This is a genomic window from Ochrobactrum sp. XJ1 (assembly GCF_024701725.1).
In the GTDB taxonomy this organism is placed as follows: Bacteria; Pseudomonadota; Alphaproteobacteria; order Rhizobiales; family Rhizobiaceae; genus Brucella; species Brucella anthropi.
Genome location: NZ_VDGD01000009.1, coordinates 176,900 through 203,052, shown reverse-complemented (window position 1 = coordinate 203,052; position 26,153 = coordinate 176,900). Strand labels below are relative to the sequence as shown.

Genomic DNA, 26,153 nt, shown 5'->3' with positions numbered 1-26,153 from the left:
AAAACACCCTTCTGGAGTTTCCATGCCTGTATCTCCGACCAGACGGAGGATCGCCGTGCTCTTCGGCGGACGTTCCGCCGAACACGACGTCTCCATCCTCTCCGCGACCAATGTCATGGCCGCTTTGGCCGCGGAAAAATACGATGCGGTTCCGGTCTTCGTGACACGTGAAGGGCGCTGGCTGCGAAGCCGATTCGAGAACGGGGTGCTGTCGAGACCTGAACAGGGCACCGAGCTTTCTCTTGTCCCCGGGGGGCGGGGTCGGATGATCGCGATCGGACCGGATGGCCAGATCGGCGCTGCGGGGAGCATCGATATTCTTTTTCCGGTTTTGCATGGGCTTTATGGAGAGGATGGGTCAGTACAGGGCCTTGCGGATGTGGCGCGTGTGCCGCTTGCCGGGTGCGGCATTCTCGGCTCCGCGACAGCGCTGGACAAGGTGATGGCCAAGCGCCTGTTCAAGGCCGCTGGCCTGCCAGTCGCGAGATCGGTCACGATAAGGGAGGAGCAGGCCCCTGATTTTGCAACGCTCGAAAGCGAACTTGGACTTCCACTGTTTATCAAGCCGGCACGGCAGGGATCGTCGGTCGGTGCCCGAAAGGTTTCCGGAAGCCAGGAGTTCATGCCAGCGCTGATTGAAGGCTTTCGTCATGACCGGGAATTGCTGGCGGAAGAGTTCATAGAAGGGCACGAAATCGAGTTCAGCGTGTTGGAAGACGCCTTGGGCGAATTGTTCGTCTCCCGCCCCGGCGAAATCGTTCCGGCCGAAAGCCATGGTTTCTACAGCTATGACGCAAAATACCTCGACCAGGACGGGGCTACGCTCAAAGTGCCAGCAGAGCTGCCGCCCGAAGTGGAGGTGGATATGCGCGCGATGGCCGGCCGGGCGTTCAGGGCGCTCGGCTGCGATGGCATGGCCCGCGTTGATTTTTTCCTGATGCCGGATATGACGTTCATCATCAACGAGGTGAACACCATTCCCGGCTTCACCAATATCAGCATGTATGCGAAGGCGATGGCCGCAAGCGGTGTGAGCTATGCCGAAATTATCGATCGCCTCGTCGACCACGGGTTGGCCAGGGCGGGGCGGGCCGCATGACCATGCCAGCGCCCCGGATAAGAGTGCAACAGTTCGATCCGGTATTTTTACCTGTCTCTTGGGCCGCGATCGCCGGCATACCGGCTCTTGGCCAGCTACTTCTTTTTGGTGAAAAACGCCCGAAATGATCTCCTCGACACGAGGAAGGTGAGCGGGAGTGAGCCTCGATTGGCTGTGCGTGGCTCGGGCTGCGGGTTGAGACAGACCACTTCACCATCGGACAGGAACGGATCAAAATCGGCACGATGACCTCAAACGCCTGGTTGTTTTCTTCCGGAACGTGGGTGGATACTTATGAAGCTATCTCATTGATCGCAGAATTCGAAACCACGTCTTTGTCTATTGCAAATCGACTGAGGTCGCTTTCATTCCGCGGTGGAAGTGATATTTCGATCATCAACCCATGTGGATTCAGATCAGGCAAGACAAATTTTCCGCTGTGCCCGATACAAATAATCCCTTCGGCAGTTGGTAAAACCGAGCTCGAAGCCGCCGCCTAAGCCAACAGTTCGAGCGGCATCGACCTTAAAGAATGATTCAAGTACCCGTGCTTTGAGTTCATTCGTCAGGCCGGGGCCGTCGTCGCTCACCCGGATAATGACGCCGCCATCGCCGGTATCTTCCAGTTCGATGTCCACCCGCGTCCCGTAGCGGGCGGCGTTCTCGACCAGGTTTGATATCGCGCGTGTTATGGCCTGTGGTCGGCATGTGTACTTCAGCCGCAGTGGCCCCGAAAACCTGACATCGGCGCCCGTTTCTGAGAAATCCGTCGCGATTGTCTGAAGCAGACTTGATCCGAGCCCACCGCAACCGTCACAAGCGCGCCGCTGCCGAAAGGCGGGTGCCAACGACGAATAGTCCCTTGCCGCTCGCTTACCGAGACCCTGCAACCAGGCCCGCGATAACGCCGGTGGCGATCGAGACCAGGACGTAGTCGTTGCCGACCCTGATCCATTGCTGCCCGCGTCCAGGCGCGCGCAGGCCGTAGCGGCGATGGTCCCGAACGCTGTTGTATCGGCGCCAATCGCTCATGCGTTGACCTTTCGACCACTTTTTCCGCTGCACGTTTTTCCTCGTGTCATAACGGGGCTCCTGAACACGGCGATCGTGCCGGGGCTGTTCCTTCCATTGCTGTGCTTGCGCCACGGGAACCAGCAGCATCGTGGATGTGATCATGGCTGCGAATAGTTTTTTCATTTCTATCTCTAGGTTTCAAAGGGGGGTTTCTGTCAATGTGAGGGCAGTGATGATTTACCAGATGGTGTCCATAGCAAGGCGCAACGTCGCCTTGCCCTTGTTGAGAGCAGCCCCGGACGCATCGGTTACCAGGCCAAGGACTTCGCGGCCGCCGCGTACCAAACGACCATGTGAAACAACGGGCTCTGACTCCGGAATGGGAGCCTGGATGGGCTGGAATGCCGACTCCGGAGGGACTTGCGCCACGTCCTGCTTTGCCGCGACCAAAGGATCACGCGTATCGCAGGCCGGGCGGCAGAGGTCGAACCGCTGGACGTCGACGCCCAAGGTTGCCTTTCTATCCGGTTTCACGCTGGCGCGAAGCATCTCCGGGTCAGGCAATACAACATGCGTCATAGGACTTTCACGATGACCTTCGGAAGAGGCTTTCACAGTCAAAGGCTCTACCCTGCTATGAGGCAATTCACCGCCACCGATCTCGTTCGGGTGCGATGCCGTCATTTCTGCAGGTGACGGTTCGGTGCGTGGAAATACGCCGCCAGCAGCAGCGTAAACCAGAGCGGAACCCAGACCGGCAACACCGATGAAAGCTGCTACTTTTCCGGCTCTCCCGGCCCTTTCATAGGATGTCATTGGCAACGGAGCCATTGTTCTTTTCCTCATGAACTACAACGTCACCACTTGAACCCGGGAATGTGGCGCTTTCGTCCGTGAAACGTGTCCTGGGGGAGGCATTGCATGCTTAAATATTGTCGCCAGCCTACACGATGCATCGAATGCGGACCGAATGGCACCTGCGAAGAACCGAAAGCCGTTTTGCCCATCCCAGTGCCGTATCATTCCGCAGCCGAAAGTTTCTCACCGCCGGTTTCCTCCACTGACGGTCGCTTGCCGGCGAAGCGCATGACCACGACGAAAAAGACCGGCACGAAGAAGACGGCCAGCACGGTCGCGGAGATCATCCCCCCCATGACGCCCGTGCCGATGGCCCGCTGGCTCGCAGAGCCGGCACCACTCGCGATCACCAGTGGCACGACGCCAAGCGTGAAAGCGAGCGACGTCATCAGGATCGGCCGGAAGCGCAGATGGGCCGCCTCAACCGCCGCGTCCCATGTCGATTTTCCTTGTTCCCGAAGATCCTTGGCGAACTCGATAATGAGGATCGCGTTTTTGGCGGATAGTCCGATGATGGTGATGAGGCCAACCTTGAAATACACGTCGTTCGGCATGTCTCGTAGCATCACTGCGGCAAGCGAGCCGACGATACCGAGCGGGATCACCAACATCACCGACAAAGGGATCGCCCAGCTTTCGTACAGGGCCGCCAGGCACAGGAAGACCAGCAGGCAGGAAAGACCAAGCAGCATGGGCACCTGCGAACCGGACTGGATCTCCTGAAGCGACTGGCCGCTCCACTCATAGCCGAATCCCGAAGGAAGCAGCCCGGCGATCCGCTCCACTTCGGTGATGGCGTCACCGGAGGAATAGCCAGGAGCCGCCTGCCCGCTGATGCGGATCGCCGGAAAGCCGTTGTAGCCGACAAGCTGCGTCGGCCCCTTCGACCAGTCGTAGGTGGCGAAGGCCGAGATTGGAACCATGCCTCCTTCGCTGTTGCGAACACTCATGTTCATGATGTCGAAGATGTTACCGCGTTTGCCGGGATCGGCCTGCACGGTCACCCTCTGCATGCGCCCTGCATTGGGGAAGTCGTTGACGTAAGCCGATCCGGTGCTGGTGCTGATCGTCTGGTTGATGTCGGCGAAGGTCACCCCGAAAGCGTTCGCCTTCTCACGATCGATCGTCATCACCATCTGCGGAGCATCAGCCAGGCCTTCCTCACGCACGCCGGCGAGGATCGGGCTCTTCCGCGCCTCGGCCAGAAACTGGTCGCGCGCGGCCGACAGAGCCTGATAGCCGCGATTGCCGCGATCCTGGAGCCGAAAGGCGAAGCCATTCGTCGTACCAAGTCCTGAGATCGCCGGCGGCGAGGTCGCGAATGGGACCGCATCCTTGATCGACTGGAAGGCTCCGTTGAGTTTTTGCGCGACAAGGGCAGAGGCTTGCTCCGCGCTGCGCTCACTCCAGTCCTTGAGCGTCATGAACACCAGCGCCGCATTCTCACCCGCGCCAGAGAAGCTGAAGCCGTTGATGGCGACGACGCGTGTAACGGCGGGATCGTCCAGTACGATCTTTTCCATCGCCTCGATGGATTCGAGCGTGCGTGCAGACGTCGCGTCGGCAGGTCCCTGCACCTGCGCCAGAAGCGTTCCCTGGTCCTCGACGGGCAGGAAGTCGGTCGGAAGCCGCAGGAACATGTACCCGGTCGCTCCGGCGATAACGAGGTATACCATCATCACGCGAATGCTCTTGTTCAGGAGCGTACCAACCCATCCACTGTATCTGCGCGAAGTTTTGTCAAAACCACGGTTGAACCAGCCGAAGAAGCCGGTCTTTGCATGGGCGTGGCCCTTCTCGACAGGTTTCAGGAACGTGGCGCAGAGCGCCGGCGTCAGCGACAGTGCCAGGAAAGCGGAAAACAGGATCGAGGCCACCATCGTCAGCGCGAACTGTTTATAAATAACGCCGACCGCACCGGGGAAGAAAGCCATCGGTACGAACACCGAGGTGAGCACCAGGGTTATGCCGATCACCGCTCCGGTGATCTGCTTCATCGCCTTCTTCGTCGCCTCCTTCGGCGAAAGCCCCTCCTCCATCATGATGCGCTCGACATTCTCGACCACAACAATGGCGTCATCGACGAGGATGCCGATGGCGAGCACCATGCCGAACATGGTGAGCACGTTGATCGAGAAACCGAGCACCAGCATGACGGCGCAGGCGCCGAGCAGCGCGATCGGAACGACAATGGTTGGGATGATCGTGTAACGGATGTTCTGCAGGAACAGGAACATCACGAAGAACACCAGAACCACGGCCTCGAGCAAAGTGGTGAGCACCTTCTCGATGGAAACAGACACGAAGGGCGTCGTGTCGTATGGGATCGACCATTCGATATCGTCGGGAAAGGACGGCGCCAGCTCCGCCATCCGCGCACGGATCGCCTCCGCCGCCGAAAGGGCGTTCCCGCCCGGAGCAAGTTCAACGGACGCACCGGATGCGGGGCTGCCGTTAATCCGGGTCGACGTGCTGTAACTTTCCGCTCCGACCTCGATGCGGGCGACGTCGCGCAGCCGCACGGTGGAGCCGTCGGGTTGGGCACGTAGCACTATCCCACCGAACTCCTCCGGGGTCACGAGTTGCCCCTTGATCAGCAGCGATCCCGTGGTGCGCCGTTCGGGTCCGGCAGGTGAAGCGCCGACACGGCCGGCGGCGACCTGGGCATTCTGGGAACGGATCGCATCCGTGACATCGGAGGGGGAAAGATTGAAGCCGAGCAATCTGTCGGGATCGATCCAGACCCGCATCGCCCGTTCGCTACCGAAGATCTGGACGTTGCCAATTCCAGGAATGCGGCGCAGTTCGTTGGCGACGTTGCGGCTCATATAGTCGCCGAGGGCGAGGCCATCGGTCTCACCCGATTTGGAAGTTAGAGCCACCAGAAGCAGCGTGCCACTGCTGGCGGCATTGACGGTGATGCCTCGCTGAACAATTGCCGCCGGAAGCCGCGCCTCGACCCGGCGCACCCGGTTCTGTACCTCGACGGCGGCGGTGTCGGGATCGGTTCCCGGTTCGAAGGTCACCGTGATGCCGATGGAGCCGGAAGCGTCGGATGTCGATTCGTAATAGAGCAGGCCCGGCACGCCGTTGAGTTGCTCCTCGATCAGCCGGGTTACGCCTTCATAGGTATCTTCCGGAGACGCGCCCGGGTAGGTTCCGGAAATCTTGATCTGCGGCGGCGCGACGTTCGGATATTGCGTGATCGGCAAAGCCGTCAGAGAGAGAATGCCCGCCAGCATGATGGCGATGGACAGAACCCAGGCGAAGACCGGGCGGTCGATGAAGAAGGCTGCCATACCGTATCAACCCCTGTCCGCATTTGCAGTTTGGGCGAGAGCAGGATTTGTCCAGGGTTCCGGCGTGACTTTCGCACCCTGAGCAATCCTCTGGAAGCCCTCCACGATAACCCGGTCACCGGCGGTTATGCCGTTCGTCACCACCCATCGGCCGTCGAGAAGCCAGCCGAGCTGGACGTTGCGAACCTCCACCTTGTTGTCTATTCCGACAATGTAAAGCTGCGATTTCCCGGCGGTATCGCGCTGAACCGCCTGCTCCGGCACGGCGAGTGCCCCTTCCATTGATGCCTGCTCCATCCTTGCCCGCACATACATACCCGGCAGCAGGTTCTTTTCGGGGTTGGGGAATTCGGCCCGCAGGATGACCTGCCCGGTCGCCGCGTTCACAACCGCTTCGGAAAACAGAAGCTTTCCGTTGTGGGGATAGGGTGTTCCTTCGGCCGACATCAGCTTCATGACGGCGCTGCCCGATTCATCGGCCTGAAGGTTGCCCTGCGATACGGCGTTCTTGAGCGCAATCAAACTATCCGCCGGCTGTGTGAAGTCGGCATAGATAGGATCCATCTGCTGGATGGTCGCCATGATATCCGAGGTCGGGCTGATGAGCGCGCCTTCGGTGACGAGCGCGCGGCCGATATTGCCAGAGATCGGGGCGCGGATTTCGGTGTATTGCAATTCGAGCTGGGCGGTTCTGAGATCGGCGCGGGCGCGTTCAACGTCGGCGTTGCTTTGCGCGAATTGGGCGACGGCGTTTTCGGTTGTTTCCCGGCTGGCGACACCTCCTTGTAGCAGTTGTGTCTGCCTGTCGGCCTTTTGCCTAGCGAGCGTCTGCGCAGCGATGGCCGAATCCAGCGTCGCCTGGGCGGATGCTACTCTGGCCCTGAAAGGCTCCGGATCGATGACATAGAGAACATCGCCTTCGTGGACCGCCGATCCCTGCTCGAAAACACGCTTCTGAACCATGCCGGTGATCCGCGGCCGGACATCGGCCGTCACCATCGGCGCCACGCGCCCGGGAAGTTCGGTGATGACCGGCAATGTCTCAGCCTTGACTTCGACAACGGCAACCTTCGCCGCCGGCGTGGCCGCTGCCTGTGTCGCCTTCTCCTCCGAGCATCCGACCAGAGCAAGACCCAGCCAGGACACGATAAGGAACTTGTGTCCTTTCAACAAATGCGGCATCGACAAATCCTTCAATGTTCAAATCCCTCAGACTATTGGCTGGTCTTCGAGGTTTGTTCGGAGCGGAGGCTATGCCGCTCTCAGGACAAGACGCACCGCTCAGTTTTCGGAGCAGTCTACATAAACCGGATGTTGCGATTGTTGTTTTTTTGTTCAGAAATGTTGTGGAGTTGATCAGGCGGTTGCTGCTGTGACCATATGGTTTGCTCGGGAAGTGGTAGATTGTGTCTTGTTCATGGATCGAGGTCAGATCCTGGAGCGCGCTCTGCCCGAATATTTTTTCTCCGCGCCTCAAAATCCGCGGTCTCGGGAATTCGTTGCCCAAATCCGAGCACATGGAGCATGAACTCGGAAACATCGTTCAAATCCCACTCAAGTCTCAATTTTCTCCGAATAGACAGCAGCTAGACTCTTTCCCAGTCTGCGCCAGCACGATCTGATGACTATTCCCATGTGAGTTCGATCAACTGGCGGCGGCGCCATGCCGCACATAAAAGTAACAGGACCGGCGCTGTTCTGACTTGGGTTTTGGGCAGGCATGCCCACCTTGACCGTTTAACAAAAGCAACCTGAAATCGCGATTAAATTGTTACGGTCGTTACATTATAGAAAAGCCTATGGTTTCTCTGGAATGGCTTCTCCTGACCTATAAGGTTCCCCCCGAACCCGCGACCAAGCGCGTTGCGCTGTGGCGCAAGCTGAAGGGCATGGGAGCGGTCTATCTGCAGAACGGGGTCTGCCTGCTGCCAAAAACCGACGATCACATACGCCGCCTGAAGATGATCGAAAACGACATTTGCGAAATGGGCGGCGAAGCCGTGATCCTCGAAACGACCGCGCTCGACCGGGCGCAGAAGGACAAGGTGATCGCCCGCTTCAAGGCGGATCGTGACGACCAGTATCGGGAATTCCTGGGGCGCTGCGCCGGTTTCGAGGCCGAAATCGCCAAGGAGATCGCCATCGAGAAATTCACTTATGCCGAACTGGAGGAAGAGGACGCCGACCTGAAGAAACTCCAGAACTGGCTCGAAAAGATCAGGAAGCTCGACTTCTACGGCGCATCGCTTGCCGAAGAGGCGGAAACCCGGCTGCGGGCCTGCGAAGCCCTGCTCGACAGCTATGCGCAGCGTGTCTTCGACGCCCATGGGGAGAACCATTGATGGGCGATCTGAAGGGCGGCGCGGACGCCGCAACAAAGGCAGGAGGTGGCCTGCGCGGCGTTCCCGGTAGCATCTGGGCGCTCGGCTTCGTGTCGCTCCTGATGGATGTTTCCTCCGAGATGATCCACGCGCTCCTGCCGGTCTATCTGGTGACGGGTCTGGGCGCTTCGATGCTGACCGTGGGTGTCATCGAGGGCATCGCCGTCGCCACCGCCTCGGTCGCCAAGGTCTTCTCCGGTGCGCTGAGCGACTGGTTCGGCAGGCGCAAGCTGCTCGCCGTGATCGGCTACGGCCTCGCCGCCGCAACCAAACCCATCTTTCCGCTGGCCCAATCCATCGACTGGCTGGTCGCCGCCCGCTTCATCGACCGCATCGGCAAGGGCATACGCGGAGCGCCGCGCGATGCGCTGATCGCGGACATCGCGCCGCCGGACCTGCGCGGCGCGAGCTTCGGCCTGCGCCAGTCGCTCGACATGGCCGGTGGATTCCTGGGGCCGCTTCTCGCCATCGTTCTGATGGGACTGACCGCCAATCACTTCATCACCGTATTCTGGATCGCGGTTATCCCGGCCTTTCTCTGTGTCGCCGTGCTGCTGATCTTCGTGAAGGAACCCGAGCGGCCGCAGACGGAGCGCAAGGTGCGGATGCCGCTGCGCCGCGCGGAACTGGGCCGACTCGGCGCGCGCTACTGGTGGGTTGTCATCCTCGCCGCCGCGTTCAGCCTGGCGCGGTTCAGCGAGGCGTTCCTGATCCTGCGGGCGGAATCGCTCGGTCTGTCGCTGATGTGGGTGCCGGGCGTGCTCATGCTGATGGCGCTGGCCTATTCGCTGTCGGCCTATCCTGTCGGGGTGCTCTCCGACCGCATGGACAGGATCACGCTCCTGATCGTGGCACTGCTATTGCTGATCGCCGCCAATCTCGTGCTGGCCTTCTCGGCAGGTATCGTCCCGCTCGCCCTCGGCGTGATCCTGTGGGGCCTGCACATGGGCTTCTCGCAAGGGCTGCTCGCCACGCTGATCGCGGAAACGGCCCCTGCGGAGTTGCGGGGCACCGCCTTCGGCATGTTCAATCTCGTGACCGGGCTGGCGTTGCTGGTGGCCAGCGTGATCGCCGGCATATTGTGGGACACGGTTGGCCCGCAGGCCACGTTCCTCGCCGGAGCGGCTTTCTCGGCGTTGGCGATCATCGGTCTAGTTGCGAGGCGCAGGCTCGCCACATGAAAAAACCTGCGGCGAAACGATGTGCAGGATTTCCCTCGAATAAGACCCGAAACTCTCCCACGCTTCTTCAAAACGCCCGCACTGCCCCAGGGACAAAAATGTGCCTTCTTGCCGACACCGCTGGACGTGCTTAGCTCAGTTCTGTCAATCGCCGTGCGGTTCCGCGCCGCATGCCCGGATATAGTCGAACGATATTTACAGGAGCAGGATACATGGTCGATAAAGTGGCAGTCGTCACGGGTGCAAGCCGGGGGCTTGGACGGGGGATCGCGCGCGGTCTCGGTAGCAAGGGCCTGAAGGTCTATGTCACCGCGCGCACGGTCGAGGCGCTTGTGAAGGCGGTCGAGGAAATCGAAGCCGCCGGTGGCCAGGGCGTCGCCGTCCAGTGCGACCATTCCGACGACGGGCAGATCAAAGCCCTCATCGAGCGCGTGCGCAACGAAAGCGGCCGCCTCGACATTCTCGTCAACAATGCCGCCTATGTCGATCAGCGCGGGCTTGTCGCACCGGGCGGCTTCTGGGAGAAATCGCTCGATCTGGTGAAAATGATCGAGGTGGGCCTGCGATCCAACTATGTCGCTGCCTACTACGCCGCACCGCTGATGATCGAGACCGGCGGCAGCCTGATGGCGCATATCTCCTTCTACGGCGCGGTCTCCTATCACTACGGCCCGGCCTATGGCGCAGCCAAAGCCGGCACCGACAAGATGAGCTTCGACATGGCCGCTGACCTGCGCGGGCATGGCGTGGCTTCCGTCGCGATCTGGCCGGGGCTGATCCTCTCGGACGAACTGAAGGCCGTTCCGCGTGAATATATCCCGCAGAATGTGCTCGACGATCTGCCCAACTTCGAGACGCCCGAGTTCACCGGCCTTGTCATCGAGGCGCTGTGGCGCGATCCCGAACGGATGCGCCTCTCGGGCGAGACGCTGATCGGCGCGAACCTTGGCACCCGCTATGGCATCAAGGATCTGGATGGGAAGCAGCCGCGTCTCTACACTGACGCGCTGGGCAAGCCGGAGCGGTTCATCCTTCCCGCAACGTGACCCATCAGTTCCGGTAGCTTTGACAGGGTCCATCGCCCTTCCGTTTTCGTTCCATCATTGTTTTGGCGAGCGCCACCCGTCGCGGCGACCGTCAAAAACCGCATCAATCTGCATGTCGGAAATCAACGAAGTTTGGACCCTTCGTGACGCTTCGATAGCCTTTTCGTGATCGGGATGATCGCACTCTCCTACTGGCCAGACCCGGCTATAGCTATACCGTCGGGGATCGCGGCAGGCTGGTGACGACAATCGGTGTCCTGTCCGGCACGCGGCCATAAAGATCGACCACATCCTGGTTGATCATCCGCACGCAGCCCGAAGACACTGACTTACCGATCGTCCACCACTCGGGAGATCCATGGATGCGATAGATCGTATCCTCACCGTTCTGGAAGATGTAAAGCGCGCGCGCTCCCAGCGGGTTGGTGAGGCCTGGATCCATGCCACCGTTGGCAATGCTGTAGGGCTGAAGCTCGGGCTGGCGCGCGACCATCTCGTCAGGCGGCGTCCAGCGCGGCCACTGCCGCTTGTACTGGATGACCCCGCGACCGGACCACTCGAAGCCCTGCCGGCCAAGGCCCACACCGTAGCGCATGGCCTGCCCGCCTTCATAGGTGAGATAGAGGAAGTAGTTGGCCGTATCGACGACCAGGGTGCCCGGGCGCTCGCCGGTCGGGTTGCTCACCATCTGGCGGTGGAAGCGCTTGCTGATCCTCTGATACGGAACAGCCGGCAGCGGAAACCGCTCTCCCGGCATCGGCCCATACATCGTGGCGAGGACGGGGTTTTCGGCGGGAACGACTACGGGCTGTGCGGTCTCGGCTATCGTCGTCGAACACCCCGACAAGGCTGCCGCGGCGAGCCCAGCCCCGCCCATCAAGAACCCGCGTCGCGTCAAAGTATCTGGCTGCAATTGATTTCCTCTTGAGTGCTGGGTTGTCCGCCCTGGCGACGGCTTGGCTAGATCAGCTCGATGTTGCCAGAAGATTGCGGATTTTCTGAAGGCGGACTTCACGGCTTTCATGCATGTCGAGCGTTCCCTTGAAGCCCCCCTCCGCGTCCATGAGGTAGACACCAGCCGTGTGGTCCATTGTGTAGTTTCCGCCCTCGGTCGGCACCTTCCGGGAGTAAGCCGCGAATGCCTTCACCGCGGTTTCGGTCTGCTCGATATCCCCGCGGAGCGCCATGATCCTCGAATCGAAAGAAGTCATGTAGCCCGCAAGCATTTCCTGCGTATCCCGCTCGGGATCCACGCTGATGAATGCGACTTTGAATTCATCCGCCGCCGGCCCCAGTTCCTTCATGAGATCGGTGAGCTCGAACAAGGTCGTCGGGCAGATGTCCGGGCAATGCGTGAAACCGAAAAATACCAGGTATGGCTTGCCTCTGAGTGCGTCGTTATTGATGACCTGCCCGGTGTGCGAGACGAGTTCGAACGGCCTGCCAATGACGACGGTCCCCGCATTCTGAGCGTCGATATTTTTATCCTGACGCGGCGGCAGGTCTCGACCGGGAATGAACAGCCATGCTCCAACCAGGGCAACCAAGCTCCAGATCGCGATCCGGAAAATTTTCAGACCTGTCATTCGACCTCTCGTCAACACCCCTTCCCTGCGGGAATCATCATCCACAAGAAACTCCTAATCCCTCTAGTAGCATGAGGTTCAAGAGCCTTTCTGCGACAACCTTCGGTTCCGCTTCAAAAACCGCATGCAAGTTACGTCCTGAATATCGCTTTGTTCCACCAACCCGCCCGCAACTGGTCCTTGACCCTCAAGCTACTAGAGGTCTCACAATGGGCACGAATCTGAGGACCAAGTGCATGAGCGAGACCACAATACGATCGGGCGACGAGACGTGGCTTCCAACATTCGGGGCATGGATCATCGCGCTGACTTCGACCCTGGGTGCCCTGTTCATCGGGGAAGTCATGGGCCAGCTGCCGTGCGATCTCTGCTGGTATCAGCGCGCCTTCATGTTTCCGCTCGCGGTGCTGCTTGCCGTCGCCGCGTTCCGATCCGACGGGGGAGCTTGGTTCTACGCCGCTCCACTTGCAGCGATCGGCTGGCTCATCGCGGGCTTCCACAATCTCCTTTATTTCAAGGTCATCCCGACCGCCATCAAGCCATGTGGCCAAGGCCCGTCCTGTTCGGGTGAAGGAATGCTGCTGTTCGGATCCGTTCCCATTCCCCTCCTGTCACTCGCGGCATTCACTGCGATCATCATCCTTCTTGTCATCGTGCGCCGGAGAACACCAGCATGAACAGACGCACCCTCGTCATCGCCTCGGCCTCGGCCGCCATCGCCGTCTTCGCAGGTGGCGCGGCGCTTTACACCGGAAACAGAACCGAGCAGACACCTGCTCCGGCCCCAGTAACAGCGTCAGGGAACGACACCCTCGTCAGGATGCACTCGCCCGTCATGGGCCCGGTTGCTGCGCCTGTCACGATTGTCGAGTTCTTTGATCCCTCCTGCGAGGCCTGCCGGGCCTTCTATCCGCTGGTGAAGCAGATAATGGCGCAGACCGGAAACGACGTCCGCCTCGTGCTTCGCTACACGGCGTTCCACGAGGGATCAGACGAGGCTGTCCGGATCCTCGAGGCCGCCCGCAAGCAGAACCGATTCGAGCCCGTCCTCGAAGCCATTCTGGAGCAGCAGCCGGTATGGGCCGATCACGGCAGGCCGGATATCGAGAAGGCATGGCAGATCGCGGGATCGGCAGGGCTGGATATCGAAAAAGGCAAGAGGGACGCGGTTTCGTCAGCGGTGGACAACGTCCTCGCCCAGGACATGGCGGACGTCCAGGCCAACAACGTCAAGCAGACGCCGACATTCTTCGTGAACGGAAAGCCGCTCACGGAGTTTAGTCCGCAAGGCCTTTACAATCTCGTGAAGGCTGAAATCGATGCGTCAAAAGCCGGATCCTGAAAACGCAGGAACGATCATTATGGAAGCGTAGCATATGAGCGGTCACCATCATGATCATGGTGCAGACGCGGGCGACAAGCGCATCTGGTGGGCCATCCTCGTCAATATTTTGCTCACCTTCGCGCAGATTGCTGGAGGGATCGTCTCCGGAAGTCTGTCGCTGATTGCCGACGCGCTCCACAATTTCAGTGACGCGGCGTCACTCGTCATTGCATACGGCGCACGCAGGATCGCGCGCCGGCCGGCCGACGACACGATGACCTTCGGCTACGGTCGTGCCGAGATCGTTGCGGCGCTCATCAACTACACGACACTGATCGTGATCGGGCTCTATCTCGTCTACGAGGCGGTCATGCGTTTCATCACACCCGAGCCTATCGAGGGGTGGACGGTTGTGATCGTTGCGAGCATCGCGCTTGCGATCGACGTGGCCACGGCCATGCTCACCTATGCCCTTTCCAGGACCAGCATGAACATCCGGGCGGCATTCCTGCACAATGTCGCGGATGCCCTGGGTTCGGTGGGGGTCATCATCGCGGGCACGGTCATCCTCATCTATGGATGGACCTGGATCGATCCCGCCATCACGCTCCTGATCGCAGGCTACATCCTCTGGCAGGCCTTCACGGAGATCGGCGGATCTATCCGCGTGCTGATGATGGCAACGCCGGAAGATGTCGATCTGGAGAAGGTCGTCGCGGACCTGCTCTCGGTGAAATTCATCGAGGACGTGCACCATGTCCACGTCTGGGCTCTCGACGAGGGGCACAAAGCCCTGGAGGCCCATCTGGTCGTCGCAGACCTGTCGCTTGCGGATGTCGCACGGGTGAAGCGGGCTGCGCGCAAGATCCTGCGGAACAAGCACGGCATCGGACACTGCACGCTGGAAATCGAGACGGCTCAAGATCGCGACGAGGACGACGTGAAGGTCATAGGCCATGACGTGAGCAGAACCTGACAGCGCCGACTATCGCATCACGACGACCCGCGTTGAGCCGATGACCTGAACGTCGTTCCTGATGGCATATTGTGCGAGATAGTCCGCGAACTCATTCTTCGTGGCATAGCCATCCGGATCGTCGGGCAGCAACATCCCCGGAAGTGCGCTGATGCTGCGGGGTGTGAAAAGCTTCAGCACATCATAGCGGTTCCGCCAGCTATCCCCGACCGCCTCGCCCGCATCAACCAGCAGAAATCTCAAACCAGCCACTCTCAGGGCGTAGGCGGTAGCAAGCCCCGCTTGCCCCGCACCGATCACGAGGACATCGGTTTGCAGCATCCCCGCCATACCATTGTCGTTACGGCAGCAAGTCATGGACGGGAGAAACTCATCGAAGCAGCACCGCCCGGATCGGCTTCCTGACCGATGTGAATAATGCTGTAAAAGAAAATGGCCAGGACAAAGGATGTCAGTATCCCCAAGGTAACCCGCTTCCTCCGCCAAACTCGGCGGAGGTGTTCGTCGGACTGAACCATATCAGTCCCCAGTCGATCTATCGGACGCCAGACCGGCTCCGGTACGTTTTGCCATGCCCTTGAACGGATCGGCGAGCGCTGCGTCTGGCCTCGAAACCGGATATTTAGTGTTCGAGATCCGGGCGGCCAGCTTGTCCGCGCCATCCTTCTTGAGGAGCGAGCGGAAGCTCGGATGCATGCCGCCATCGACATAGGCGGACACCGTCGAATCGCTGCCGGCCGCAATCGCGGCGTCCAGCTTCTTCTTCTCCACTTCGATCTGAGCCATGAGCTGTGGGTCAGGAGGATTGGAAACTGCAGGGCACTGCGCCAGCGGATCACGCGGCTCTCCGCCCTCGAACTCGGTGTTGAACATGTAGCGGCGGCCACAGACGGAGACCTTCGGCTGCTGCCGGGTGATCTCGAACGCGTCGTAGCCTTCCTTTAAGGTCCGCCAGAAAGGCATGTTCTCATCACCCTGATGAAGCGCCATGTTCTCCGCAGTCATGCGGAAGGGATAGGCCTGCACCTGGAAGCGCCCCTGCCCCGAGGAGAGCGCCTTCGCGACGATCGCATATATCTCTCCTACACCCTGATCTGTCAGCGCGTAGCAACCGGACGACGAACAGGCTCCATGAACCATGAGCGCCTCCCCGGTATAGCCGAGCGCGGATTCAAGCCTGTTCGGATATCCAAGATTGAAGGAAACGTAATACTGGGATTTGGGGTTAAGCATGCCCGTGGAGACGTGGTAGAACCCTTCCGGTGCCTGCCGGTCCCCGTCCTTCATCTTGGGCCCAAGCTTTCCCGACCATCTGCACATCGGGTACGTTTTGAGGAGCGCATAACGCCCCGTACGATCGATCTTCCAGATCTCGAGTTCGCTTTCCTGCTTGAATATCCGGACGAGCACCGGGCTTTCCGCCTTCATGCCCTTCTTCGACATCTCCGCAAGCATCTTGTTGGATACCTGTGGAGCACTGCTGGAGAGATCGTCGAGAGCCATGTCGGTGACACAGCCAGAGAGCGCGACGCTGACCGCCGCTCCGAGGAAGATATTGCGTGCGATCAAACGCACCCGATATTTCGAATTCCGCAACCAGTTCATTTCGCCACTCTGTGCGTAGACATCAGGATGTTGGATTACAAAGCCACGCGCGCAATCCAGGATCTGAAGGATCCGCTGCCCCAACGCCAAATCAGTGGCCGGATCATAAGACCTCAGGTTACTTGAGGTGCAAGAGGCTGGATGCAGCGCGGCGCTGCCGCAGGCGAACGTCGGCTCCGGCTTGCTATTTCCAAATGGTCACGCCCGTGGGGGAGGATCGACAAGACTGATACCACTCTCATTCCGCATCATATCCTGTGCAGCGGCGTAACCAGCCTCCGCGCATTCTCTTGACGATACATCTCCCTGCAACGACGGGAGGATGTCGTGCGAATGGTCAGCGGGATGCTGACATCGCGGATGGGCGCTTGCCAGTTCGACACCATGCCGAGCAACGTTTGTGATCGTCGCCACATTCGTCTCGCCGTACCGGAAGACCGAGCCGAAGGATACCGTCACGGCACCCGTCAGCAGCAGCACCGCGCAGATGATTCCCAACGATCGATCGAACAGCGACATGGGCATGCAATATCCTAAACACGGTATAGATTGCATGGACCTGAAGCTCAGGTGCACTCTGCCATCAGTGAGCAGTAACAAGAACTGTTGATTTTCGTGTGACCGGGTACCGCGGTTATCATAATTTTCATGATCGCTATTGTTGTTCGCGCTTCAAAAGCGCTTGGCCTCATATTTGCATTTTCACTGGTGGGTTTCGGGCTCATCAAGCTTGTTTTCACATTCGTTTGCTGGGGCATTGGACACGACGGCTTTGAAGCCATGATTGGTATGATTGCATCAATCGGCTTCGGCGCCTGGATAGGCATCGAGGCATACTTATCCCTGAAAGACTGGCGGTCCCACAGGGCCCCGCAACATTTCGATGCATCTCGATAAAATTGCACCGAAATTCTTTGCGCGTTGGTGGTAGGCGCTCCGCATAAGTTGTCCCAACAAACGAGGACAACAAATGACCTTCAGGTTTCTGCTCGCAATGATCGCTGTGACGACAATTTCGATGGGCGTTGCCTGGAAGCCGGAAGCGGCAACGCTGGATGCGATGCCCCTCGCTGGAGCGACCTCCCAGCCGATCGGTCACTTCCAGTTCTGTGACCGCGTCCCGAGGGAGTGCCGTCCCGGTGCTGTCGATCGTGGACCGATGAAGCTCACACCGGAGACCTGGAGCAGCCTCGTCGATGTCAACCGCACGGTTAACCTGATCCCTGCGATGACGGACATGGACCAGTATGGCGTCGAGGAATACTGGACCTATCCGGTCGATGCGGCCGATTGCGAGGATTTCGTTCTCCAGAAGCGAAAGCTTCTGATGGAACGTGGTTTTTCTGCCTCCAACCTGTTGATTACTGTAGTCCTGCAGCCGGACGGCTCGGGCCACGCTGTACTCGCCGTACGATCAGGACTGGGAGACTACGTCCTCGACAACCTCCGCGCCGAAATCAGGAAGTGGTCGGAAACCGAATACACCTATCTGAAGCGTCAGGATTCGCGTGATCCGGGCAAGTGGGTGAAGATAAACGATGGCCGCGACACGATCGCCGTGAGCGGCATCCGCTAGTCAATCCTGGGGGGCTGGAGTTCCGTCCGCTCTGACGACGGGCGAGTTAATCCCGATCACAGCGCTCCGATCAGGAGCGTCGCCAGGACCAGGCCACCCAGAAAAACCGAAACCATTGTGGTCGTTCGCGCACTTGGGCGTTCCGGTGTCATTGGCTGCGATGAACTGTCGCCTTGTTGCTGATCTGCCTCCCTTATTTCGACCGGCGTATGCGTCGTCGCTTGCTGCCTCTGATCTGAGGTCGGATCGTCGGTCTGTAATGAGCGAGGCTCCTCTCGCACTTTGTCGAGCACGACACGGGTGATGGTCGCTTCATCGAACTTCACTTCGAATTCGAGTTTGCGGCCACTTTCGATTTTCTCGAGCGCTTTGACGGCAGCGTCCTGTTCGCTGTCGGCTTCAACGAGCGATCGGTGGGTTACGAGAAAGAATGGCATTTGTTCGCCAATAGTTGTCGGAGTGAAAGGGAGCCGGAGACCGCCAGATCCCACCTTGATGTTTCCCGATGACGGCTTCCGGATTCGTGATTTGTATCCTTGTGCGGGATGGCCGCGCACAAGGATAAGCCATCGCCGTATGGACTGGACGAAGGTGACTGCATTACGGCATGTTTTTCATCATCTCCGGCGACATCGGCATCATGTTGGTGTTGAGGTGGTACATGACCCACAGGGAGCCGACGAGCACGATGACCAGGATCACGATCGTGAAGATCAGAGCCATCATGGTCCAGCCTCCCTCGGATCGGCTGTTCATGTGCAGGAAATAGATCATATGGACAACCATCTGGATGCCCCCGAGGATCATGATCGCCGCGATCGTCACCGTCTTGCTCTCGATGACATCCCCCATCACAAGCCAGAACGGGATGGCCGTTAGAATGAGCGACAGGACGAAGCCCGTCATGTAGCTTTTGAGAGAGCTGTGACCCGACCGGTGGCCGGAATGCTTTCCGTGCGCTTCGAGATGCGACGAATTCGACGTCATGCGACAACTCCCATAAGATAGACCACCGAGAAGACCCCGATCCAGATGAGATCCAGGAAGTGCCAGAACATCGAGAGGCACATCAGCCGCCGATGGTTTTCCGGAGTGAGGCCGAATTTCGAAACCTGGATCATGAGGACGACAAGCCAGACGACGCCGAACGTGACGTGCAGGCCGTGCGTGCCAACGAGCGCGAAGAACGACGACAGGAAAGCGGAACGTTGGGGACCGGCACCTTCGGCGATCAGATGATAGAACTCGTAGGCTTCGAGGCCGAGGAACGCGAGACCGAGCAGTCCCGTGATCCCGAGCCAGAACAAGGTCCCGCCTTTCGAGTTGTTCTCGGCGCGAATCATCGCAACACCATAGGTGATGGACGAGACGAGCAGGATTGTCGTCGCAACGGCGATCAGTTTCAGATCGAACAGGTCCGCAGGCGCTGGTCCGGCCGCATAGTTCCGGCCAAGAACGGCGTATGTTGCAAAGAGAGCTGCAAAGATAAGGCAGTCACTCATCAGGTAGAGCCAGAACCCGAGGTTCGTGCTCCCTTCAGGATGATGCTCTTCCTCGAGATGAAACTGTTTCTTGGCCCGCAGGCCCTGGGTAGGATTTGCCATGTCAGGTCCTCTGAGCGAGCAGCTTCGTACGTGCGTCTTCAACCTCGGCAACCGTTTCCGCCGGGATGTAGAAGTCGCGGTTGTAGTTGAAGGTGTGAGCGATCGAGACAATCAGGATGGCTGCAAATGACACGATGGCGAGCCACCAGATGTACCAGATGAGCGCGAAGGCCAGCGCAATGCAGATGCCCGACAGGATGACGCCGGTGCCGGTATTCCTGGGCATATGGATCGCCTTGTATCCGGTCATCGGGCGCTCGTAGGCGCTGTCCTTCATGTCGTTCCAGGCGTCCATCTCGTGCACCACCGGGGTGAAGGCGAAGTTGTAGTCCGGCGGCGGAGAGGACGTCGCCCATTCCAGGGTTCGACCACCCCACGGGTCACCCGTCGTGCAACGGAGCTGATCACGTTTCATGACGCTTACGACCATCTGGATGATGAAGGAGGCGATGCCGAGTGCGATGAGGCCCGCCCCGAATGCGGCGATGATGAACCAGATCTGCAATGACGGGTCTTCGAATTGGGACACGCGGCGCGTCACGCCCATCAGGCCGAGCACGTAGAGCGGCATGAAGGCGAAGAAGAAGCCGATCTGCCAGAACCAGAAGGTCATCTTTCCCCAGAAAGGATCGAGCTTGAACCCGAACGCCTTGGGCCACCAGTAGGCTACCCCTGCCATCAGGCCGAACAGCACGCCACCGATGATGACGTTGTGGAAGTGGGCTACCAGGAAGAGCGAGTTATGGAGCACGAAGTCGGCCGGCGGAATTGCGAGCATCACCCCTGTCATGCCGCCGATGACGAAGGTGAACATGAAGCCGATGAGCCAGTACATCGGTGGCTCGTACCGGATGCGACCGCGATACATCGTGAACAGCCAGTTGAACATCTTCGCCCCGGTCGGGATCGAGATGATCATCGTGGCGATGCCGAAGAAGGCGTTCACCGATGCCCCTGCCCCCATCGTGAAGAAGTGATGCAGCCACACGATGTAGGAGAGGATCATGATGGCGCAGGTCGCGTAGACCATCGACACGTAGCCGAACAGGCGCTTGCCAGAAAATGTCGACGCGACTTCCGAGAAGATGCCGAAGGCCGGGAGAATCAGGATGTAGACTTCCGGGTGCCCCCACATCCAGATCAGGTTCACGTACATCATCGGATTGCCGCCGAGGTCATTCGTGAAGAAGTTGGTGTTCAGGTAGCGGTCAGCGGCGAGCAGCGTCAGCGTCGCGGTCAGGATCGGGAAGGTGGCGACGATCAGGATGTTGGTACAAAGCGAGGTCCAGGTGAAGACGGGCATCTTCATGAAGGACATGCCGGGAGCGCGCATCTTGACGATGGTGGCGACGAGGTTGATGCCTGACAGCGTCGTTCCAACGCCGGCGACCTGCAGGCCCCAGATGTAATAGTCGACACCGACACCCGGACTGTAATCAGCACCCGATAATGGCGGATAGGCCAGCCAGCCAGTCTTTGCGAACTCTCCCACGAAGAGCGAGATCATGATGATGATCGCGCCCGCAGCCGTCATCCAGAACGAGAAGTTGTTCAGGAACGGGAAGGAAACGTCACGCGCGCCGATCTGTAGTGGCACGATGTAGTTCATGAAGCCGGTGATGAACGGCATCGCCACGAAGAAGATCATGATCACGCCGTGGGCGGTGAAGATCTGGTCGTAGTGGTCGGCGTTCAGATAGCCCTCGTTACCGTTGAAGGCGATGGCCTGCTGGATGCGCATCATGATCGCATCCGCGAAGCCGCGCAGGAGCATGACCAACGCCAGGATGATGTACATGATGCCGATCTTCTTGTGATCGACAGATGTGAACCATTCCTTCCAGAGATAGCCCCACAGCTTGTACCTCGTGATCAGTCCCACCATGGCCAGGCCTCCGATGACAACGGCGACGAAGGTGCTGCGAATGATTGGATCGTATGGGATCGCGTCCCAGTTCAGCCGTCCGAAGACAAGCTGGGCGAGTGATAGATTCTCGAACATCGTATCTTCCGATTCTTTCAGGGGTTCGTGGAGGCGTCGTCTGCGAGCGGGCCGGGTGCCTGCAGGCTCTCAACGCTTCCGGGTGTCGTGGGGTGCTGCATGCCCTGCATGCCGTGGTTCATCGAATTCGGCGACTGGGTCGCATTGATATCGATGACGTCCGCTGCGTCCTCGCCATGGGCTGGAGCGGATGTGACCGGAGCGGCCGCATTGGAGGTGACCTCCGCCTCTTCGCCCGGATCGGTCGATCTGCGATTATCGTATTGCAGGCGCGCCCGGTTCTCCTGGCTGTCCACCCCTGCCCCGCCCATCTTGTCGATGTGCATCATCTCATCCATACACATCTGGCCTTCGCGGGCGCACATGTTGAGGACCGAGCGGTAGAGGCCTTCCTGAACCGACGAATAATACCGCACCGGTTCCTTGATGCTCGGCTTCTCGAGCTTCAGGTAGGTGTCCCGGTTGAGGGCAATGCCGTTCTGCTTGACTCGTGCGACCCACTGATCGAAATCCGCTTGCGCCAGTCCGAGAAACTTGAACCGCATGTCGGAAAAACCCTCCCCGCTGTAGTTCGCGGAAAGACCTTCGTACGTGCCAGGCTCGTTGATGACGGCGTGGAGTTTCGTCTGCATCCCCGGCATCGCGTAAATCATGCCGGCAAGCGCGGGCACATAGAACGCGTTCATCACCGATGAGCCGGTAAGCTTGAAATTGATCGGCACGTCCACGGGCGCTGCCAGCTCGTTGACGGTGGCGATGCCGTATTCGGGATAGAAGAAAAGCCACTTCCAATCGAGAGCGACGACCTCGACCGTGATCGGTTTGGTATCCGGCGTGACAGGTCGGTTTGCATCGATCCGGTCGAGCGGACGATATGGATCGAGCTTGTGGGTGCTGATCCAGGTGATGGCGCCGAGGGCAATGATGATCGCCAGGGGAGCCGACCAGATGACGAGTTCGAGCCTGGTGGAGTGATGCCACTCCGGATCATATTTCGCCTTTTTGTTGGTGTGGCGGTAATGCCAGGCGAAATACAGCGTGAGGAAGAGGACCGGCACGATGATGAGCAGCATCAGCACGGTTGCAACGATGATGAGATCCGCCTGCTGACGTGCGATATCGCCGGAGGGCGACATCACGACCATCTTGCATCCGCCGAGAAGGAGCAATGAGGTACCGGCAGCGAGGCGAAAGAGCGTCTTTGAAAGAGGCATCTTCGACTCCCGGACAAGGGATTATGATTGCAGGATGAAATCCGGCTGCCCGATGGGATCCCGATAGATCGCGCACACGCTCCGCCAGAAATCTGGTCGAGGAGTGGCTTCATGTATGGATCCGTGGTCGAGCTTTTTCAGGACCAGATGCCTGGGCAATGCCGGACGGATTGCCTTAGCTCAAGATTTTCGGAGGGCGGGCGATCGGGTAGATCTGATTTCCCCGCAGGACGTCTGCGGACATGGAATACCGCAGTCCCTCCGAGAATCTGAGATCGTCGATTTCGGATTGTGGACACCGCTGCTCGTATCGGACGTGATGATCAGCATCGGACACAAGCAGCGCCCTGTTTTCCGCCGGCGAACCGCGTTCCTGCATGGCCGCGGCGACACTGGATGGAACGAAAGTGCGATCTGTTACCGGTGTTGAGCACAGGCTTCCAGAAATGATCTGAATGAAGATCATTGCCAGAACAGCTAGGGCCTTCCAACTGGTTGAAGCGCTATGGGTCATTCGTTCCTGATAGCAAAATGACATAAATCAACCGACGACTAGCAAAGGTTCGCTTGACACAAAAGCTGCAAATCTGCGACTGCGCCAATTTGTCTCTGAGGCAAAACACGCATCATCACGAACCTTACACAATTCCTTGAGTACCGGCCTTGGCAGCCAACGAACGCTTGAACCTCAAGCTACTAGAGATCGTAAACCCGGACGGAATAAACAAAGCGGATGGCGCATTTACGTCCTCCGAATGAGGACACGCATGCCCAAGCCGGGTCTAATGAAACGTCGATCGCTCGTCGCGCTATCTGGTGCTGCTCTGGCCGCAGCCGCGTTCGGAAGTCCCGCAGCCTCGTCCGCTGGCAGGTTCGCGGTCCCCATGGGGCCAAGCGAACGTGACCTTGCGTCTCGTTACGCAGCGAGAACCGATGGCGGCCACCGCCTTCCCGGCGTACCTTTCCAGAAGATCGACCCGAAATACTATCGGCAGCGTGTTGAAAACCTAACCGGCGAGCCTGGGGGAGTTGTCGTCGTAGATGTCGCCAACAGGTTTCTCTATCTTACCGAGGATGACGGCACCGCGATGAGGTATGGAATCGGCATCGGTCGCGCCGGCTTCACCTGGTCCGGCGAAGGCGTCATCCAGTGGCGGCAGAAATGGCCGCGTTGGACACCGCCTCCGGAGATGATCGCCAGACAACCGGAATTGCGGAAGTACTCCTATGCGAACGGCGGACAGGCGCCCGGTCCCAACAATCCGCTTGGCGCCCGGGCGCTCTACATCTTCCAGAACGGCAAGGATACCCTCTATCGCCTTCATGGGACCAGGGACTGGCGGTCGATCGGAAACGCCGTTTCGTCAGGCTGCGTCCGCCTCATCAATCAGGATGTGATCGATCTCTACGAGCGGGTGCCGGCAAAGGCCCGGATTGTCGTCTGGCAGCAAGGTGGCGAATGACGACCTCAGTCAACAAGCTCGCGGCGAAACTTGCCCTTGTCCTTCTCTGGGTCTCCGCACTGTGCATCATTGACCTGACCGTGAAGCATCTCGTGGTGACCGAGCTGATGGATCCGCCGCGAGTAATACCGATCACTCCGTTCTTCAACCTGATACTTGCCTACAACCCGGGTGTCAGCTTCGGTCTCTTCTCGGACACGATGGGTTCGGCTCCGCAGCTGTTCGCGCTTCTTCAGGGCATCATCGTCATCGCGCTGGTAATCTGGGCTGTGATGACAAGGAATGTCGCCGAGCGTGTTTCAATCACGGCGGTCGCAGGCGGCGCGAGCGGCAATGTCGCTGACCGCTTCTGGAACCTTGCCGTCACCGACTATCTGGATTTCCACGCCTTCGGCTGGTCATGGCCGGCCTTCAACCTGGCGGACGTGTTCATCGTCTGCGGTGCCGCCGCTATCGTCGCTATCTCGTTTAGCCAGGACAAAGGCACGAACTCAAAGGTGAAGGCATGATCGTCCGGGTTGACAATACCCTCATCACCGAACTTGATTTGCCCTGCGGAATCCTCACATCTAAGCCCTCCGGCGGAGGCCACGTTGCCTTTCGATGAAGCAGTTCTGACTGAAACACAAACAAACCGCAGCGGATTGGCGCTGCATCTCATGACTGGAGGATTAGCATGCTGACGATCGGGGATCTATCGAAGACGACAGGCGTGAAGGTTCCGACAATCCGGTATTACGAGCAGATGGGGCTTCTTTCCCACCCTGAACGCTCTGAAGGGAATCAGCGTCGTTATTCGAAGACGGAACGCGAGCGACTGTCCTTCATCAAGCATGCGCGCGAGCTCGGTCTGACGATCGAAGCCATACGTGAACTCATCGACCTCAGCCAGCACCCGGAGAAGCCGTGCGAGGAAGCTGACCGCATCGCCGCCGAGCAGCTCGCCACCGTCCGTGAAAAGATCCAGCGGCTCAAGAAGCTGGAAGCGGAACTGGAGCGAATATCAACGCACTGCCATTCGAACCAGGTGCGCGATTGCTATGTCATCCGGGCTCTTGCCAACCATGACCTCTGCTCGACGGAGCATGACTGACGTTTCCACAACGCTGATCTACCGTCCTTGAGCGACACCGTAGAACAAGTCCTTTCGGAAAGACGTTATGGTAGCCGGCAAAACAGCGTCGATGTTCAGCCAAACATCCCGTCCCCCAAGTTTCACAACCCAGGCAAACCGACTCTGGCCTATTCACAGTTGAATTGGTCGATAGCTGACTTCTCCGCTGGCGTCACATTGAGTAATGAAAGTGCGTCAACACTTACCTCAGTATCCGTAATGACACCGCCGAAACCGCTGGCCTCTGCCAATCTCTTCTGTTCAGATATTGACGAAACCTCGTGGAGGTAAGTGATAGCCAACGCCTGTCCTATCAATCAGGCAGTCTGTCAAGACAGCGATCCGAAACACTTTGAAGTAACCCGCGACCGGGGCTGCCTGAATCAGCAGCCCATCCGCTACCCATGGTCAGACATCCTTTGCTTCGCTCGAAGCGTGCGAATTAAGAATAGTCGTGATCTTGTCGCAGGCCGCCCCTCGGCCTGAGAGTAGACTTTCCGGTGCGGTTGCACCGATCGACACGTTGATCACGGTCCACATCGCCCACGACCAATCGTTCTTCGCCTGGCTTATGATTGATGGCACCGCAGTCGAAACGCATTCTGATATTGAAGCACCCAACTCCGTCGATTTGGCCGGATCGATACGATCGGACAGTTCAGCCTGCAGTGGGGAGATGACAAGCAAAGTGAAGAGATAAGCTATGAAGTTCGACATGTCCGTTCTCTATGAATCTACTGATCGATCATAACCATGGCACCTGACGGGGTTCTGACCAGTAGATCGACCGGATACGGATTGGTCAGCTCAG

Annotated in this window: 28 protein-coding genes; 12 read left to right on the top strand and 16 right to left on the bottom strand. The window is 58.9% G+C overall.

Annotation, left to right across the window (positions count from 1 at the left end):
* The first annotated feature begins 22 nt into the window (after window positions 1-22).
* Entirely contained in the window at window positions 23-1,099 is a 1,077-nt protein-coding gene (locus FG152_RS17910) for a D-alanine--D-alanine ligase family protein (RefSeq protein WP_498987668.1), read from the top strand.
* Between the two features lie 416 nt (window positions 1,100-1,515).
* Here the strand turns inward: FG152_RS17910 and FG152_RS17905 are convergent, their stop codons facing one another.
* The 5 genes from FG152_RS17905 to FG152_RS17885 form a co-directional block, all read right to left on the bottom strand.
* The gene (locus FG152_RS17905; protein ID WP_498987665.1) at window positions 1,516-1,947 is read right to left on the bottom strand and encodes an ATP-binding protein; all 432 of its coding nucleotides are present in this window, start codon (window positions 1,945-1,947) and stop codon (window positions 1,516-1,518) included.
* A 25-nt stretch (window positions 1,948-1,972) separates the two neighbouring features.
* Window positions 1,973-2,296 carry an RcnB family protein gene (locus FG152_RS17900; protein WP_498987662.1) on the bottom strand — a complete coding sequence of 108 codons (324 nt, stop codon included), beginning with the start codon at window positions 2,294-2,296 and terminating at the stop codon, window positions 1,973-1,975.
* A gap of 54 nt (window positions 2,297-2,350) precedes the next feature.
* Complete coding sequence (locus FG152_RS17895; RefSeq protein WP_498987659.1) at window positions 2,351-2,944, bottom strand: hypothetical protein; 594 nt, start codon at window positions 2,942-2,944, stop codon at window positions 2,351-2,353.
* A 188-nt stretch (window positions 2,945-3,132) separates the two neighbouring features.
* Window positions 3,133-6,270, bottom strand: a complete 3,138-nt coding sequence (locus FG152_RS17890) for a multidrug efflux RND transporter permease subunit (RefSeq protein WP_498987657.1) — start codon at window positions 6,268-6,270, stop codon at window positions 3,133-3,135.
* A 6-nt stretch (window positions 6,271-6,276) separates the two neighbouring features.
* Window positions 6,277-7,452 (bottom strand): efflux RND transporter periplasmic adaptor subunit, encoded by a 1,176-nt coding sequence (locus FG152_RS17885; RefSeq protein ID WP_498987655.1) that lies wholly within the window; start codon window positions 7,450-7,452, stop codon window positions 6,277-6,279.
* Window positions 7,453-8,069: 617 nt separating this feature from the next.
* On the opposite strand from FG152_RS17885, the gene FG152_RS17880 reads away from it, so the two are divergent.
* From FG152_RS17880 to FG152_RS17870, 3 genes are all read left to right on the top strand, one after another.
* A complete protein-coding gene (locus FG152_RS17880; RefSeq protein WP_498987652.1) occupies window positions 8,070-8,612 on the top strand; it encodes a Chromate resistance protein ChrB in 543 nt (180 codons plus the stop codon).
* Window positions 8,612-9,832 (top strand): MFS transporter, encoded by a 1,221-nt coding sequence (locus tag FG152_RS17875; RefSeq protein WP_498987649.1) that lies wholly within the window; start codon window positions 8,612-8,614, stop codon window positions 9,830-9,832. Before FG152_RS17880 ends, FG152_RS17875 begins: the two co-directional genes overlap by 1 nt.
* A gap of 212 nt (window positions 9,833-10,044) precedes the next feature.
* Complete coding sequence (locus FG152_RS17870; RefSeq protein ID WP_498987646.1) at window positions 10,045-10,878, top strand: SDR family NAD(P)-dependent oxidoreductase; 834 nt, start codon at window positions 10,045-10,047, stop codon at window positions 10,876-10,878.
* A gap of 211 nt (window positions 10,879-11,089) precedes the next feature.
* On the opposite strand, the gene FG152_RS17865 is transcribed toward FG152_RS17870, so the two are convergent.
* Both FG152_RS17865 and FG152_RS17860 read right to left on the bottom strand, forming a co-directional pair.
* The gene (locus tag FG152_RS17865) at window positions 11,090-11,755 is read right to left on the bottom strand and encodes a L,D-transpeptidase (RefSeq protein ID WP_498987870.1); all 666 of its coding nucleotides are present in this window, start codon (window positions 11,753-11,755) and stop codon (window positions 11,090-11,092) included.
* An 88-nt stretch (window positions 11,756-11,843) separates the two neighbouring features.
* Window positions 11,844-12,509 (bottom strand): SCO family protein, encoded by a 666-nt coding sequence (locus FG152_RS17860; RefSeq protein WP_498987643.1) that lies wholly within the window; start codon window positions 12,507-12,509, stop codon window positions 11,844-11,846.
* Between the two features lie 191 nt (window positions 12,510-12,700).
* Between FG152_RS17860 and FG152_RS17855 the strand changes: the two genes are divergently transcribed.
* The 3 genes from FG152_RS17855 to FG152_RS17845 are packed head-to-tail and all read left to right on the top strand — an operon-like array spanning window position 12,701 to window position 14,764.
* Entirely contained in the window at window positions 12,701-13,141 is a 441-nt protein-coding gene (locus tag FG152_RS17855; RefSeq protein ID WP_498987641.1) for a disulfide bond formation protein B, read from the top strand.
* On the top strand, window positions 13,138-13,806 hold the full coding sequence (locus tag FG152_RS17850) for a DsbA family protein (protein ID WP_498987638.1): 669 nt from the start codon (window positions 13,138-13,140) through the stop codon (window positions 13,804-13,806). Before FG152_RS17855 ends, FG152_RS17850 begins: the two co-directional genes overlap by 4 nt.
* Before the next feature lie 34 nt (window positions 13,807-13,840).
* Window positions 13,841-14,764, top strand: a complete 924-nt coding sequence (locus tag FG152_RS17845; RefSeq protein ID WP_498987635.1) for a cation diffusion facilitator family transporter — start codon at window positions 13,841-13,843, stop codon at window positions 14,762-14,764.
* Window positions 14,765-14,773: 9 nt separating this feature from the next.
* On the opposite strand, the gene FG152_RS17840 is transcribed toward FG152_RS17845, so the two are convergent.
* From FG152_RS17840 to FG152_RS17830, 3 genes are all read right to left on the bottom strand, one after another.
* Window positions 14,774-15,121 (bottom strand): FAD-dependent oxidoreductase, encoded by a 348-nt coding sequence (locus FG152_RS17840; RefSeq protein ID WP_498987633.1) that lies wholly within the window; start codon window positions 15,119-15,121, stop codon window positions 14,774-14,776.
* A 162-nt stretch (window positions 15,122-15,283) separates the two neighbouring features.
* On the bottom strand, window positions 15,284-16,369 hold the full coding sequence (locus tag FG152_RS17835; RefSeq protein WP_498987630.1) for a hypothetical protein: 1,086 nt from the start codon (window positions 16,367-16,369) through the stop codon (window positions 15,284-15,286).
* A 198-nt stretch (window positions 16,370-16,567) separates the two neighbouring features.
* Complete coding sequence (locus tag FG152_RS17830; RefSeq protein ID WP_498987627.1) at window positions 16,568-16,888, bottom strand: hypothetical protein; 321 nt, start codon at window positions 16,886-16,888, stop codon at window positions 16,568-16,570.
* A 129-nt stretch (window positions 16,889-17,017) separates the two neighbouring features.
* Here FG152_RS17830 and FG152_RS17825 point away from each other — a divergent pair, with 129 nt between their 5' ends.
* Window positions 17,018-17,266, top strand: a complete 249-nt coding sequence (locus FG152_RS17825; RefSeq protein ID WP_498987624.1) for a hypothetical protein — start codon at window positions 17,018-17,020, stop codon at window positions 17,264-17,266.
* 73 nt (window positions 17,267-17,339) lie between these two features.
* Complete coding sequence (locus tag FG152_RS17820; protein ID WP_498987622.1) at window positions 17,340-17,945, top strand: transglutaminase-like cysteine peptidase; 606 nt, start codon at window positions 17,340-17,342, stop codon at window positions 17,943-17,945.
* 56 nt (window positions 17,946-18,001) lie between these two features.
* Here the strand turns inward: FG152_RS17820 and FG152_RS17815 are convergent, their stop codons facing one another.
* The 5 genes from FG152_RS17815 to cyoA form a co-directional block, all read right to left on the bottom strand.
* Complete coding sequence (locus tag FG152_RS17815; protein WP_498987619.1) at window positions 18,002-18,382, bottom strand: hypothetical protein; 381 nt, start codon at window positions 18,380-18,382, stop codon at window positions 18,002-18,004.
* A gap of 163 nt (window positions 18,383-18,545) precedes the next feature.
* Window positions 18,546-18,932, bottom strand: a complete 387-nt coding sequence (gene cyoD / locus FG152_RS17810; RefSeq protein ID WP_498987617.1) for a cytochrome o ubiquinol oxidase subunit IV — start codon at window positions 18,930-18,932, stop codon at window positions 18,546-18,548.
* On the bottom strand, window positions 18,929-19,549 hold the full coding sequence (gene cyoC / locus FG152_RS17805; protein ID WP_498987615.1) for a cytochrome o ubiquinol oxidase subunit III: 621 nt from the start codon (window positions 19,547-19,549) through the stop codon (window positions 18,929-18,931). The genes cyoD and cyoC overlap by 4 nt, the downstream gene beginning before the upstream one ends.
* Before the next feature lies 1 nt (window position 19,550).
* Window positions 19,551-21,551, bottom strand: coding sequence for a cytochrome o ubiquinol oxidase subunit I (gene cyoB, locus FG152_RS17800; RefSeq protein ID WP_498987613.1), 2,001 nt, complete (start codon window positions 21,549-21,551; stop codon window positions 19,551-19,553).
* 17 nt (window positions 21,552-21,568) lie between these two features.
* Window positions 21,569-22,765 (bottom strand): ubiquinol oxidase subunit II, encoded by a 1,197-nt coding sequence (gene cyoA, locus FG152_RS17795; protein ID WP_498987610.1) that lies wholly within the window; start codon window positions 22,763-22,765, stop codon window positions 21,569-21,571.
* 785 nt (window positions 22,766-23,550) lie between these two features.
* On the opposite strand from cyoA, the gene FG152_RS17790 reads away from it, so the two are divergent.
* From FG152_RS17790 to FG152_RS17780, 3 genes are all read left to right on the top strand, one after another.
* The gene (locus FG152_RS17790; protein ID WP_498987607.1) at window positions 23,551-24,228 is read left to right on the top strand and encodes a L,D-transpeptidase; all 678 of its coding nucleotides are present in this window, start codon (window positions 23,551-23,553) and stop codon (window positions 24,226-24,228) included.
* Window positions 24,225-24,737 carry a signal peptidase II gene (lspA, locus tag FG152_RS17785; RefSeq protein WP_498987604.1) on the top strand — a complete coding sequence of 171 codons (513 nt, stop codon included), beginning with the start codon at window positions 24,225-24,227 and terminating at the stop codon, window positions 24,735-24,737. The genes FG152_RS17790 and lspA overlap by 4 nt, the downstream gene beginning before the upstream one ends.
* A 167-nt stretch (window positions 24,738-24,904) precedes the next feature.
* On the top strand, window positions 24,905-25,321 hold the full coding sequence (locus FG152_RS17780; RefSeq protein ID WP_498987601.1) for a MerR family transcriptional regulator: 417 nt from the start codon (window positions 24,905-24,907) through the stop codon (window positions 25,319-25,321).
* A gap of 429 nt (window positions 25,322-25,750) precedes the next feature.
* Here FG152_RS17780 and FG152_RS17775 read toward each other — a convergent pair whose 3' ends face one another.
* Window positions 25,751-26,059: a hypothetical protein gene (locus tag FG152_RS17775; RefSeq protein WP_498987598.1), complete on the bottom strand. Its 309-nt coding sequence runs from the start codon at window positions 26,057-26,059 to the stop codon at window positions 25,751-25,753.
* Window positions 26,060-26,153 lie beyond the last annotated feature (94 nt).